Annotated in this window: 14 protein-coding genes and 1 tRNA gene; 11 read left to right on the top strand and 4 right to left on the bottom strand. The window is 48.1% G+C overall.

All coding sequences use genetic code 11. The features are described 5' to 3' along the window. Positions 1-53: 53 nt before the first annotated feature. A complete protein-coding gene (gene argJ, locus BUB16_RS16835) occupies positions 54-1,265 on the top strand; it encodes a bifunctional glutamate N-acetyltransferase/amino-acid acetyltransferase ArgJ (RefSeq protein WP_073067235.1) in 1,212 nt (403 codons plus the stop codon). Positions 1,266-1,473: 208 nt separating this feature from the next. Here argJ and BUB16_RS16840 read toward each other — a convergent pair whose 3' ends face one another. Beyond that, on the bottom strand, positions 1,474-1,692 hold the full coding sequence (locus BUB16_RS16840) for a cold-shock protein (protein WP_073067346.1): 219 nt from the start codon (positions 1,690-1,692) through the stop codon (positions 1,474-1,476). A 493-nt stretch (positions 1,693-2,185) separates the two neighbouring features. On the opposite strand from BUB16_RS16840, the gene BUB16_RS16850 reads away from it, so the two are divergent. The 10 genes from BUB16_RS16850 (at position 2,186) to msrB (ending at position 11,421) form a co-directional block, all read left to right on the top strand. Continuing rightward, positions 2,186-2,764 (top strand): porin family protein, encoded by a 579-nt coding sequence (locus BUB16_RS16850; RefSeq protein WP_073067239.1) that lies wholly within the window; start codon positions 2,186-2,188, stop codon positions 2,762-2,764. Between the two features lie 572 nt (positions 2,765-3,336). Further along, complete coding sequence (locus BUB16_RS16860) at positions 3,337-5,586, top strand: RelA/SpoT family protein (protein WP_073067243.1); 2,250 nt, start codon at positions 3,337-3,339, stop codon at positions 5,584-5,586. Between the two features lie 366 nt (positions 5,587-5,952). Then, positions 5,953-6,285 carry an HU family DNA-binding protein gene (locus BUB16_RS16865; RefSeq protein WP_073067245.1) on the top strand — a complete coding sequence of 111 codons (333 nt, stop codon included), beginning with the start codon at positions 5,953-5,955 and terminating at the stop codon, positions 6,283-6,285. A gap of 2 nt (positions 6,286-6,287) precedes the next feature. Beyond that, entirely contained in the window at positions 6,288-6,743 is a 456-nt protein-coding gene (gene ruvX / locus BUB16_RS16870) for a Holliday junction resolvase RuvX (RefSeq protein WP_084088382.1), read from the top strand. Continuing rightward, positions 6,715-7,284, top strand: coding sequence for a peptide deformylase (gene def, locus BUB16_RS16875; protein WP_073067249.1), 570 nt, complete (start codon positions 6,715-6,717; stop codon positions 7,282-7,284). Before ruvX ends, def begins: the two co-directional genes overlap by 29 nt. A 16-nt stretch (positions 7,285-7,300) precedes the next feature. Beyond that, positions 7,301-8,215, top strand: a complete 915-nt coding sequence (gene fmt, locus BUB16_RS16880) for a methionyl-tRNA formyltransferase (RefSeq protein ID WP_073067251.1) — start codon at positions 7,301-7,303, stop codon at positions 8,213-8,215. 85 nt (positions 8,216-8,300) lie between these two features. Continuing rightward, positions 8,301-8,972 carry an ankyrin repeat domain-containing protein gene (locus tag BUB16_RS16885; RefSeq protein WP_073067253.1) on the top strand — a complete coding sequence of 224 codons (672 nt, stop codon included), beginning with the start codon at positions 8,301-8,303 and terminating at the stop codon, positions 8,970-8,972. A 136-nt stretch (positions 8,973-9,108) separates the two neighbouring features. Beyond that, positions 9,109-10,113, top strand: a complete 1,005-nt coding sequence (gene gap / locus BUB16_RS16890) for a type I glyceraldehyde-3-phosphate dehydrogenase (protein WP_073067255.1) — start codon at positions 9,109-9,111, stop codon at positions 10,111-10,113. Between the two features lie 513 nt (positions 10,114-10,626). Then, a tRNA-Pro gene (locus BUB16_RS16895) sits at positions 10,627-10,701 on the top strand. A gap of 270 nt (positions 10,702-10,971) precedes the next feature. Beyond that, positions 10,972-11,421, top strand: coding sequence for a peptide-methionine (R)-S-oxide reductase MsrB (gene msrB, locus BUB16_RS16900; protein WP_073067348.1), 450 nt, complete (start codon positions 10,972-10,974; stop codon positions 11,419-11,421). A gap of 194 nt (positions 11,422-11,615) precedes the next feature. Here the strand turns inward: msrB and moeB are convergent, their stop codons facing one another. From moeB to BUB16_RS16915, 3 genes are read right to left on the bottom strand one after another with little or no spacing between them, the layout of a single operon-like run. Next, positions 11,616-12,800 carry a molybdopterin-synthase adenylyltransferase MoeB gene (gene moeB / locus BUB16_RS16905; RefSeq protein WP_073067257.1) on the bottom strand — a complete coding sequence of 395 codons (1,185 nt, stop codon included), beginning with the start codon at positions 12,798-12,800 and terminating at the stop codon, positions 11,616-11,618. A gap of 52 nt (positions 12,801-12,852) precedes the next feature. Continuing rightward, on the bottom strand, positions 12,853-13,173 hold the full coding sequence (locus tag BUB16_RS16910; protein ID WP_073067259.1) for a MoaD/ThiS family protein: 321 nt from the start codon (positions 13,171-13,173) through the stop codon (positions 12,853-12,855). Positions 13,174-13,195: 22 nt separating this feature from the next. Beyond that, a complete protein-coding gene (locus BUB16_RS16915; protein WP_073067261.1) occupies positions 13,196-13,636 on the bottom strand; it encodes a M67 family metallopeptidase in 441 nt (146 codons plus the stop codon). Positions 13,637-13,643 lie beyond the last annotated feature (7 nt).

The following is a 13,643-nucleotide window of genomic DNA, read 5'->3' on the forward strand; positions in this document are numbered from 1 at the left end:
CATAATAATCTATAACGCTCTCTACCATTCATTGACTAAATTTTTGATCTATCATGCTTAACAATATTACACACGTACGCGGATACAAGTGCTGGGGAAGCCATATGGGTATTAAATCGAAACGGCGAGACTTGGCGCTCATATATTCCGAAAAGCCGGCCGCAGCTGCAGCGGTATTTACCCGGAATGTGGTTTGTGCCGAACCGGTGAAGCTGAGCCGCAAGCACATCAAAAATGGAAAAGCGCAGGCAATCGTGGTTAACTCAGGCAATGCCAATGCCTGCACCGGCGATGCCGGATGGCGTGGTGCGGTAGCTATGGCAGAAAAGACGGCAGAACTGCTGGATATACCCGTTGAAGAGGTGTTGGTAGCATCCACCGGCCTGATAGGTGAACCTTTTCCCACTGAGAAGGTGCTCAAAGGCATCGAGGAAAGTGCAAAGAAGCTCTCCAACCGCGAAATGGCCGGCTCGCTGACGGCAAATGCCATCCTGACAACCGATACCTTTGCAAAGGAAGGATTTACCGACTTTGAAATAAACGGCACCACCATCAATATGGCAGGAATAGCCAAAGGATCAGGGATGATTCACCCGGACATGGGAACCATGCTTGCCTTTATTACGTGTGATCTGGCGATTGATTCCAAGCTGCTGGATGAAGCCCTACGCGAGGCGGTGGACAAGACATTCAATATGATTACCGTGGATGGGGACACTTCTACCAATGATATGGTGGCTGTGATGTGTAACGGCATGGCGGAAAACGAGAAAATTACCACCAAAGATGAACACTACGAACGGTTCTATGCCAACCTTGAAAAGCTGTGCAAGCACCTGGCAAAGCTGATTGTCTCTGACGGGGAAGGAGCGACGAAACTGGTGGAATATCATGTGAAAAAGGCAAAATCGGAAGAGGATGCCCGAAAGATTATACGGACGGTGTCCGATTCGAGTTTGGTAAAAACGGCTATTTTCGGGACGGATCCGAACTGGGGACGTATTATGGGGGCGGCGGGACGTGCCGGTGTTTCCTTTGATCCCGAAAAGGTGGATCTTTACATTGGTTCCGATGCCGAGCGAAGCGTACAGATCCTGAAAAAGGGTCAACCTGTAAAAGAGAGCCGGTCGGATGTAAAACAAGAGATGCAGGCTTCAAATATTACGGTAATTCTCGATTTAAACCAGGGTACCGCAGAAGCAGTGGGCTGGGGACCGGATCTGTCCTATGAATATATTCGGATCAATGCGGAGTATACGACCTGAAAGGGTGGGGCGGGTTTTTCACAAAGATTTATGGGGAAAGGCCGGGCTAATACCCGACTTCAAAAGCCGGGGGCCTGGAATAGGAATAGAATATCTCCCTGCTCTCGTTCCCGTGACTGCCGGGGGAAATCCCCGGATCCGCCGGCCAATAAAAAAAGCCCGCTCGAAAAAGCGGGCTTTAGCTTTGTATATTGCAAATAGTCAGAAACTATTTGTAATCAAGACTGCGAACGTCAATCGCGCTTAACCCTTTGGGGGTTTCTTCCACGTCGAATTCTACGCTTTCGCCATCTTCGAGGCCTTGATTATAGTCTAAATTTTCTACGTTGTTTCGGTGGACGAATACATCTTTGCCTCCGTCCTCTGGTTTGATAAATCCGAATCCTTTTTCGACGTCAAACCATTTTACTGTTCCTTGTTGTGTCATGTGTACTATAAATGTTGTTTTGTCACCTAAGGTTACATCCATCGAGAAGAGTTGAATTAACGCGTCGTTCCTGGAAGGATTTCACTTCGAAGGTGGGAATTAATGATAACGCTGTAAGATAATATTCTTCTTTTAAAATGTCCATATTTCAACCGGAATTTATACAGGAAATTTAATCAGGGGACATATTATTTCTAAGGGGAGGAGAATAAAACCACCAATAGTACTGTTATAAGACTACCCGTATCCTCTTCCGATAACCGGAGCGAAAAGACGCGGAGCAAGGGTTGCATCGGCTTGTCAAACATCTGTGCAACGCCCAAGACCGTTACTGGATTTTCCTGGGGGGATTGAGCTGCTCCCAGACTTCCCTGCCCGGTCTCGGGAGGGGAGAGGCTAAGATACATTTGTCTTTGCTTTAATATAATGTCTATCTTGTTGTCTGGCAGCAAATAATAATTAAATATCATTAAATATAAGAGGTATAGATACTATGAAGGTAAAAAAAATATTACTCGGTTTTGCTACTTTGGCATTATTGCTAAGTGCTGTACCCCAAACAAGTTCTGCACAGTGGAGCCTGGGCGCTTCTTACGAAATAAGAAATGAAGAACCCAAGAACGGCTTTGGTGTCCGCCTCGAGCGCGATATCCTGCAAAAGCTGCCTCTTGTCAATCTGGGGCTACGAGGTCATTTCAGCTATTTTAATGATGAGAATCAGATAACTTCGGATGGAGCAACTTATTCAACGGAAATAACGAATTACGACTTCGGATTAGCGGCCGTTGGCGGTATTTCTGCGGGTCTGGTGGCCCCTTATGTGGGACTGGGACTGGGATCTGAAACCGCCGATCTCAATTTTAAGGATGGGGATAATCTTCCCGAAGGCGAAGGGTCCGACAGTAACCTGTACTGGAACGGCTTTGTGGGAGCCAAGCTCAGTCCCGTCCCGGCAATCAAGCCTTTTGTGGAATACCGGGTGAGGTCGAGCAAAGAGTTCAGCGATCTTAACAGGGATGCGATAGACACCAGCACCGGTCGCTTTATCATCGGACTGTCGCTCGCATTTTAAGCCATAAACTGGTTTTTGAGGCGGACACCGGCGGTGTCCGCCTTTTTTTGTATCCTATGGAGTCCCTCGGATTTAGATGGCGCGGGGAGAGTCAGGCGATGTGAGTCCCATTTTGGGATCTTTTGAGGCAAATAGTGAACCCGGTCAACGAAGAAAAGTTCGGAATCCGGCCAAATTTGACGGACTCGCAGGGGATTTTGCGAAGTCTAACAGGCTTCAATGGGCGCCATGTCCGGGATTGGCCCGTATTTATAGTGAGGAAATAGCACTTATCCTCTTAATAGCTTTGAGTTTAAAGCATAAACTAACATTAGATTCCGTAAGAGCTGTAAAATAGGGCCCGGGTGTTGCGCTGACCCTCAGGACCTTCCGCTGTTCCGGGGTTATACAGACAAGTTTGTACGTTCGCCTGGCTTCTGTATTCCGAAGGTATCCGGGAGAAGAAAATCCTGGCGACGACCGAATTTCGGGGCGAGCAACGCGTGTCATCCCCGGTCGAATGCAATGGAAAAAGATATTGTTTTAAAGTTTGATCTTGCTCGGAACGGGCTTTTTTTCTTAATTGATCATTTATGGCGGAGACAAAAACCACATACTATACTATTGATCTGGACGAATATAAGCTCAATTCGTCCCAGCAGGAGGATCTGAATCAGCTGCTGGAGGTATGCCGGGAGCACCTCGAAAATCCTGATGAACAGATGGTTGCCCGCGCTTTCAAGCTGTGCTATCTGTCGCATGAGGGTATCGAAAGGGCCTCAGGGGAGCCCTATTACTATCACCCGGTGTCGGTGGCCAAGATTGTGGCCTCAGAAATCAATATTGATGATGTTTCGGTCGTGGCCGCACTCCTGCACGATACCGTTGAAGATACGGAGGTAACGCTCGAGCATATCAGGGAGAAGTTTAACGATACGGTGGCTCATCTCATCGACGGGGTCACCAAGATTTCCGGCGTGTTTAAGAGCCGGGATACCAAGCAGGCCGAAACGTTTATGAAGCTGTTGCTCTCCATGGCCGAAGATATCCGGGTTGTGCTGATCAAGTTTGCCGACCGGCTCCACAATATGCGTACTATTCAGCACCTGCCGCGCGAAAAGCAGCTGCAAAAGGCCACAGAAACGATGGAGCTCTATGCGCCACTGGCTCATCGCTTTGGACTCTTTAATATCAAAAGCGAGCTGGAGGATCTCTGCTTCAAGGTAATCGATCCCAATTCGTTCAAGTTTATTTCGCGGAAACTGCGCGAAAAGCGGGAGTCGCGCGAGCGATTTATTGAGGAATTTATGCAGCCGATTCGCGAAGAGCTGCATAAGCAGGGCTTTCGCTTTGAAATTAAAGGGCGTCCCAAGCATATTTATTCGATTTTTCGGAAAATGCAGCGTCAGCAGAAGCCGTTTGAAGAAATTTACGACCTTTTTGCGATTCGAATTATTCTGGAGGATCCCCATACCAAGGAAGATTGCTGGCGCGTGTATTCTATTATTACGGATTGGTATACTCCCATCCCCAAGCGGTTTCGCGATTTTATTTCCGTACCCAAAGCCAATGGTTATCAGTCGCTGCATACCACTGTGATAACCAAGCAGGGACGCAAGGTCGAAGTGCAGATCCGGACCCGGCAGATGGATGATATTGCTGAAAAGGGGTTGGCTGCCCACTGGAAATATAAAGAAGGGAAAAAAGGGTCGGAAACGCTGGACAAGTTTGTACACTGGGTGCGGGATATTCTGGATAATCCGCGTCCAGAGGCAGCCACGGAATTTGTTAAGGATTTTCAGCTGAACCTGTACCAGGATGAAATTTATGTGTTCACCCCGCAGGGGGAGCTGCGCACCCTTCCGCAGGGGGCCACCCCCATTGACTTTGCCTTTGATATCCACAGTGAGATCGGCGAGCGCGCTATGGCGGCGAAGGTGAACGGAAAGATGGCCCCGTTGCGCCAAAAACTGGAGATCGGCGACCAGGTGGAAATTATTACCGGCAATAAAATAAATTTAAATCCCGACTGGATCGATGATGTCGTCACCCATAAAGCGAAATCGCGAATCCGACAGTTTATCAAACAAAAAGAGCGGCAGGTTGCGGATGAAGGCCGTGAAATTTGGGAGAAACGGGCAAAGCGCGGAAAGATCGAAATCTCAGAGCAGGACCTGATGCAGGTTGCTCACAAGCTGAGTTTCGATTCAACGCAGGAACTGTTCTATGAAATCGGCAAAGGAAATTTTGACGTAAATAAACTGTTTAAATCAGTCAAGCAGTTTACCGGAACGGGTCGCATAGAAGAAGAAAAAGAGTCAGAGGAGCAGTCCGTTGTCACCGAAGAGGAAATTCAGCAGACCTATATCGACTCGGCGCGTTCACTGGGCGATGAAAAGGCGCTGGTTATTGATGACAATATTTCAAATATTAAATACAGTTATGCCAACTGCTGCAATCCGATTCCCGGCGATGATGTTATTGGCTTCATCAGCCGCACGGGTGATGTCAAGATTCACCGGTCCAATTGTAAAAATATTCACCATCTCATCCAGACCGACGGCGAGCGTATTATCGATGTGTCATGGGCTAAGAATATTGATTCCAAATTCCTGGGGGCTGTCAAAGTCATTGGAGAAGACCGCGTAGGATTGATAAACGACCTTACGGATATTCTGTCTAAATCGATGGAAACAAACATGAAGAGCATCAATGTGACCAGCGACAGCGGAATGTTTGAAGGAATCCTGACAGTGTATGTGGATGATATCAATCATCTCGACCGCGTGGTTACCAAATTGCATAAGGTAGAAGGCGTAAAAAGTGTTTTCCGTTACGAGTGAGATATCTGCTATCAGTAAGCCGTTATTTGCTTAAGAGAGCTTTGCAAAACCGTTCTTTTGTCCCGATTCCGCATTTTTGCGCATTCAATATCCTCACATATACCTATGTATATGCTACGATTTTAAATTTTCTCAGGCTTTGATATTGATCAAAATGCCTGGTTTTCAAATCGTTTCTTCGAGAATAAAAAATCCGGGCTTATGTCTCGCAACGATCACGAGAACTCAAATAACTGGTATTAATCCCGGGCGAAACTTTCAAATCCGTTATAAATGTAATATCATCAACTCAATTATGCGATTGTCCACTGTTATACTTTTTCAGTATTATCACATGACAGTATTAATTTAATATTTTAGTACATTATGATTACCTATACCAAAAGAGATATCGTACGGCGTGTGGCGGATCAGCTGGATGAACCGATGGTTCAAACCGAGCCCTGGGTCGATGCGGTACTGGTTGCTCTTCGGGAGACCATGATGGATGCGGATCCGACCTGTCGGATCGAATTACGTGATTTTGGTGTTTTTGAAGTAAAGAAGACGAAAGCAAAGCCGCGGGCGCGTAATCCGCGGACGAATGAAGAGATTTACGTGCCGGCGCACCGAAAAACACACTTTAAACCGAGTAAACTTTTAAAACAATTTCTAAAACAGCCTCTTGAAGAAGAGGACCTGGAAGAAATGGAAGGCTGACAGTGGCACAGTATGGCAGACTTGTAGGAATCGATGTGGGAACCAAATGGTTCGGTATAGCCCGTTCTGACCTGCTCCGAACGGTTGCTAATCCGGTGGGCACCTATGGCTCGGATGAGGTCTTTAATAAGCTCGAGGAGCTGGTTGAGAACGAGCAGGTAACAAAAATGGTAGTCGGCTGGCCGCTTACGCCCGCTGGAGAGGAGGGAAGGGCCATTAAAATGGTTCGGAAATTTCTTGAACGATTCAGAGAACATTTTCCCGATATGGAAGTTGTTAAAGTGGATGAGCGCTATACCTCCAAAGAAGCCGTACGCGCCATGGTAGAGGCGGGTGTCCCGAAGATGAAGCGCCGGGAATCCGACCGTATCAACCAGGCTGCTGCGGCGATCATTCTGCAGAAATACATAGAATTTGAAAAATCAGAAAATGTCCGTATTACCGATCGTTACGTATGATGATGAGATTCTTCACCAAGAAGCAAATCCGATAGAAAAGGATTCTGAAGAGCTTCAACAGCTGATCGACGATATGTTCGATAGCATGTATAACTCAGAAGGAGTGGGCCTGGCCGGACCGCAGGTCGGGGAACTGAAGCGCCTGTTCGTGGTGGATGCCGACCCCATGTCCGAAGAAGCGGAAGAGCCGAAACACGGGCCGCTTGTCATGATTAATCCCGAAATTATTGAAAAAAAAGGACAGGAAGTAGAGATGAATGAGGGATGTCTGAGTATCCCGGGGATAAACGCACCGGTAAGCCGTCCTGAAACGATCGTCGTGAAGTATCTGGATCGCCGGTTTGAACCCCGGCAACTGGAGGTGGGCGGCTGGCTTGCGCGCATAGTGCAGCATGAGACCGATCACCTGGACGGAATCCTTTTTTTAGATCATCTCTCGCTCTTCAAGCGGAAGCTTTTGAGTTCAAAGCTAAAAGATATTGATGCGGGAGTAGTCGAAATCGACTATCCCACCGAACCCAAAAAAGCCAAAGCCGGATAAGGATTGTCCATTGTGTATGCGTATTGTTTTTATGGGTTCGCCCGATTTTGCTATTCCCAGTCTTGAAAGGCTTCACCAGTCCGCCCACGAAATTGTCTCCGTTGTCAGCAATGTCGATAAACGCCGTGGACGCCGCGCAAAGCCGTCTCCCACACCGGTAAAAGCCAGGGCGCTGGAATTGGATCTGCCGGTGATTGAAGTGGAAGATCTCGACAACCCGGATTTTTACCGCGATTTAAAAGTTTTGGATGCGGATCTCTTTGTCGTAGTGGCCTTTCGCATTCTTCCCCCTGAATTACTGGAGCTTCCCGGCCGGGGAGCAATCAATCTTCATGCTTCCCTGCTGCCGAAATACCGGGGAGCTGCACCTATCCACTGGGCTGTAATGAAGGGCGAGAAGCAGACCGGCTGCACGGTTTTTTTCCTGGATGAGCAGGTAGATACGGGACAAATTATTGCTCAACGTGCAACTAACATCGGTATAAACGAGACAACCGGTGATGTATACAACCGCCTGAAAGAAATGGGAAGCGTATTGCTTACGGAAGTCGTTGATGATATTGAGCGGGGAGATTATGAGACGCACCGCCAGGATCATGAGGAAGCGACCCCTGCTCCAAAACTGTTTACCGGGGATTGTAAAGTAGATTTTGATCGTCCGGCCAGGCAAGTCCATGATAACATTCGTGGACTCAGTCCCTTTCCGACGGCCTGGGCCCGGTTGGATGGTCTTAAATTTAACATGTACCGCTCGGCCCTGGGGCCTGATCAACATTTGGCACCCGGGATATTAGCCATGAATGATGATGAGTTATTGGCCGGCTGCCAAAAGGGCACTGTAATCCTGAAACAAGTACAGCTGGAAGGCAAACAGCGAATGAGCGGCAAGGATTTTATGAATGGGTACAGCGGCTCGGGAAGACTGAAATAGAAAAAAATAATTATGGGTTGATAATTAATGAGATATTGATGATATACTTTTCAAAGTTTATATAACCTTCAAAAATTGAAATACTATGGAGATGGAGCCGTTACTGCAAGCTGCAAAAGATGGAAAGCTTGAAGAGCTAAAACAATTAGTGCAGGAGGGAACGAATATTGAGGAAACTGCCAAGAATGGATCGACCGCCCTTATTTTTGCCGCCCAGCATGACCAGATGGAAGTGGTAGCCTATTTGCTTGAGCAAGGGGCCGATCCGAATAAAACAACATCTCTGGGCGGCAGTGCTCTTAACAGGGCGGCTGAAAACGGCAATACAAAAATGATGAAGCTGCTGCTGGAACACGGTGCCCAAATCAGAGATCTGGCGCTGATTGCCGCCGCGAGGGAGGGCAACCTGCAGGCGGTGCAATTGCTTTGTGAAGAAGGGGCGGATGTAAATGCCACCCAGCGATGGGGTCATACGGCCCTTATGCTTGCCGCGCGGGACGGACATACGGAAATTGTAGACTACCTGCTTGACCGGGGAGCAAAAGTCAAAAAGCGTGATAAAAATGGGGCAACTGCGCTCTCTATGGCCCTGGATAATGATCATGTGGAAGTAGCGAGTCGGCTGCGACAAGCGGGGGCAACAGAGGAAAAAAAGGAAAGCCGGCAAGAGATCGATGCTGAGGATGAATTTGTGGACGATTTGGATCTCGATGAAGAGATTCCGGAAGATATGGATTTGGATGAGGAAGAGGATTAAAATTTTATTCAATCATTTACAATAAAGGGATTTACTGTTATTTTTAGGCGGCTTGATTATCGCCTGGGATGTATTAACGCTCAATGCTTTAAACAAGTTTTCACACTCAAATGGAGTTAACAAAAAGTAAAATTTTATGGCTAAAATTAACGTAGGAATTAACGGATTCGGACGAATTGGTCGACTGGTAGCTCGATCGATATTGTCTTACCACCAAGATGAAATTACTATTGTAGGGATCAACGACTTGACCGATGCCGAAACACTGGCATATTTATTTAAACGCGATTCAGTTCACGGCACCTATGAAGGAGAGGTCGACGTAAGTGAGAAAGCTATTACCATCGACGGAATGGAAATCGGCATAACTTCGGAACGGGACCCGGTGAATCTGAATTGGGATGAGCTCGGCGCAGACGTAGTTGTTGAGTCTACCGGCTTTTTCCGAACCTATGATGCCGCTTCCAAGCATCTTGAAGCCGGGGCAGACAAAGTTATTATTTCTGCACCTGCAAAAGGAGATAAAGAAGTTAAAACGATTGTTTTAGGCGTCAATGACGATATTATCGATGATGAAACACAAATCTATTCCAATGCCAGCTGTACGACCAATTGCCTGGCGCCGATGGTAAAAGTACTGGACGATGCTTTCGGACTGGAAAAAGGATTCATGACCACCACCCACGCCTATACGGGGAGCCAGAATATACTGGACGGGCCCCATAAGGATCTGCGAAGAGGCCGAACGGCTGCCCATAACCTGGTGCCTACGACGACCGGGGCTGCTCAAACGGTAGAGCTCGTCTTGCCCGAGCTTGAAGGCAGACTGGACGGAAGCGCCATCCGGGTACCGGTTCCCGACGGTTCGCTGACGGATCTTACCGCTATTGTCGAAAAGGATGTGACGGTAGAACAGGTGCATAATGCCTTTAGGGAAGCTGCGGACGGATCGATGAAGGGTGTATTAGCCTACTCCGAAGAGGAGCTGGTATCAACCGATATATTGGGTGATCCCCACTCTTGTATTTATGATTCCGGCTTTACCAAAACCAATGGAAAACTGGTGAAGATATTGGCCTGGTACGATAACGAGGCCGGTTACTCTGCCCGTACCGCTGATCTGATTTCAAAGATCGTGTAATATTCAGATTATAGCTTTTGTCTACCGGGCATTTATGCCGGGAGGACGCAGGCTGATATTTCATTTGCTCTATTATTAACATTAAGCACAATACAAGGATTTGTATTGTGCTTTTTTATTGTGCTGATCATTCAGTATTGAAAAGAGGATTTCAGGAGGTAAAGAGAGTCCCCGGTATATAGATTACCGATATCAGAACAAGAAACCCCGTTGTGGCCCAAAGAGGGTCAGCTTGTACAAATGTTGGCTCAATTTTATAATTTTGTTATCTGTACCACAGCCTCGGCAATTAAATTAAATAAGAGGGACTGTGATTAAACGCTACCGGCCATGAGTATGTTCCTTCAGACCGGCATTCTGCAGGACTTTTTCTTAATGATATGGACGCGAAGGGAAAGTTTAACCAAAACAGTTTTTGTTTTTTGCTATCCTCTTTAGAAGAGAGAAAAGGCAGGAACTATTTTTGTAATTAGGCAAGAAAGTTTCGATTTTGGAGGCTCCGGAAAAAATTTGCGGGGCGTAGCGCAGCCCGGTTAGCGCGCGTCGTTCGGGACGACGAGGTCGCCGGTTCAAATCCGGCCGCCCCGACAGTTGACACCTTTTATTTGCAGGACAGAGGTTTTTCCGGTTCTGAAGTGTGGTCCGGAACGAGCAAGGTATCGGGACCGTTCTGAACTTTCCCTGGCAATTAAAGTTTGATTGATTGGCTTGATCTTTTTAATGGCTATGTGGTCTAATTCCCCGGCCCTCAGGGTCGGAAAAAATAAATAGTGTTTTGCGGCGAGCAAATCGAATGAATACCCGGATCACGATGGCTCTTCCTCGTGGCAGTTTATTAACTTATTGATTTTTTCGGATATGATTGATTGGCAGCAGATCCACAAGAAAACAGTGAACGGGAACCCTGATCCCCCCAAAAGGATAGAAAAGAGTGAAGCTGAGTGGCGGGAAGCCTTAACCGGGGAGCAGTTCCGGGTAACGCGAAAAAAGGGAACCGAACAGCCTTATTCCGGGCAGTACTGCGAATCGCACGAGCCCGGCCTCTATGCCTGTGTTTGCTGCGGCACCGAGCTTTTTGATTCCACCGAAAAATTTGAGTCGGGGTCGGGCTGGCCCAGCTTTACGGAACCGGTACAGGATAATGCCATCCGCTACGAGGTGGACAAAAGCCTGGGGATGAATCGTATTGAAGTGTTATGCAATGTGTGCGATGCGCACCTGGGACACGTTTTCCCGGATGGTCCCGAACCTACAGGACTCCGATATTGCATTAATTCGGCTTCGCTGCAGCTGATTGAGGAAGATTAAATCGTTATTGGGCGCTCCTCAGGCACCCTGTCATTTAATGGAGTGTAACTTTACCATTCTGACAATAAAGTTGTACACTTATGGCCAAAGAATACATTTTGTTGGGATCCCTCCTTGTGCCATGTCCATCATCCTATAGAGGGAAAATAAGCGTAGGATCTGCTTTTTTTAATCAACAATAGCAGCTACAGCCGTCAATACTGCGGCACGCTGTCGTCAATTTCTTTTGACCAGGCCAGGATACCGCCTTTCAGGTTATAGAGGTTGTCGAAGCCGTACTTCTCGTTAAGCTGTTTAATCGCATCCGCGCTGCGCTGTCCGCTGCGGCAGTGGACAACCACTTTTTTGTCCCGGCTTATTTTATCCGCATGATCAATGATGGTCTTGAGAGGAATCAGCTCCCCGCCGATTTCAGCGATCTCCACCTCGTGGGGCTCGCGCACATCAACAAGCTGTACCTCTTCGCCGCGCTCGAGCCACGACTTATATTCCTGCACCGTAACTTCCGGCACTTCGGATTCCCGTTCTTCCTGTCCGTTCGAGGAAGAGGGGAGCCCGCAAAAGGCCTCATAATCGATTAGTTCGGTGATCTCGGGTTCCGGGCCCGTCAGCGGATTGTCCCTGTTTTTCGTTACGGTTACTTTCCGAGTGCTGAACTCCTGGGCGTCGAACAGGAACAACTGCCCGGAAAGCGGTGACCCGATACCCGTAATGATTTTAATAACTTCACTGGCCTGCAGGCAGCCGATGATGCCCGGAAGGACGCCCAGCACGCCCGCTTCCGCACAACTCGGCACCAGTCCGGGGGGCGGGGGCTCCGGGAAGAGATCCCGATAATTTGGACCGCGGTTGCCTTCCTCATCCAGATAGTTGAACACCGAAAGCTGTCCCTCGAACTGAAAAATTGATCCATGCACATTCGGCTTGCCCAGCATTACACAGGCGTCATTGATCAGGTACCGTGTTGGAAAATTGTCCGTCCCGTCGGCGATCACATCATACTTCTCGATGATCTGGAGCGCGTTTTCACTGGTCAGGCGCACGTTATGGATTTTGATATCAATATGCGGGTTAATCTCCTGCAGTCTTTCCCGGGCAACCTCGACTTTGGGCCGCCCCACGTCAGAGGCGCCGAAGAGTACCTGCCGGTGCAGGTTGCTGGCTTCCACTTTGTCAAAATCCACAATGCCGATCGTACCTACACCCGCCGCCGCAAGGTACTGCAGCATCGGGGCACCGAGTCCGCCGGTCCCCACCGCCAGCACTTTCGAGGCCTTCAGCTTCTGCTGGCCTTCCATGCCAAATTCCGGGATAGAAAGGTGACGGCTGTAGTGGCCGAGTTCCTCACTTGAAAATTCTATGTTCTTCCAGTTGTCCATGACAGTTATTTTTTAAATTCCAATATGAATCCAGTGATTTCACGCAGAGTCGCTAAGAAGCAGTGAAGAAATATTCATAGCGATTTTGCGTGGCATACTCCATCCCGCCGGCGATGGCGGGAATAATACTGACCTCCGTATCTTCACTGAGCTCAAGGGAGCCATTTTCGGCCGGATCCACTTCCTCGTCGCCGATATAAAGCTTGATATAGGACCGGATATTCCCCTCTTCGTCCAACAGGTTTTGCTCAACTTCAGGATATTCATCGATAAATTGTTCAATCGCTCCCGAAAGGGTGGTTTGCCGGGTCTCAAAACGCCGGTTTTGGTCAGTGTATTTTCTCAGAGGAGTCGGGATGATAATCGTTGCCATAAAGCTTGTTTGTATTTTAGATTTACGTTTCTGTGTTGTGTATGAATTCTTTGACTTCCGTGGATTCTTCCTCAAATTCCCGGTGGTCATTTAATCGCCAGGAGCGAACATCGGCCGCAGCTCCGTCCCGAACGGAGATAATGATATACGAGAACCAGGGCATGGCCACTTTGCGGTCGTGCTCAGATGGCTCCGCCGGGTGGTCGGGATGAGAATGATATACTCCCAGCAGGTCCAGATCATGATCGATTGCATATTGTTCGGCCTTCCGGTAGTCCCGGGGATCAATTTGGAAACGTCTTCGTTGATCTCCATCCTTCGCATTATCTACCTGCCGGGCAATCTGAACCTGGCGGACCTCCCCCTCCAGGCCATAGAAAAAACCACAGCATTCGTTGGGATAGTCCGCTTCGGCATGACTTCGCATCTTTTGAAGAGCATGATTACTGATGTTCAGTTTCATATGTAAA

The sequence above is a fragment of the Fodinibius roseus genome (assembly GCF_900129315.1).
GTDB classification, from domain to species: Bacteria; Bacteroidota; Rhodothermia; order Balneolales; family Balneolaceae; genus Fodinibius; species Fodinibius roseus.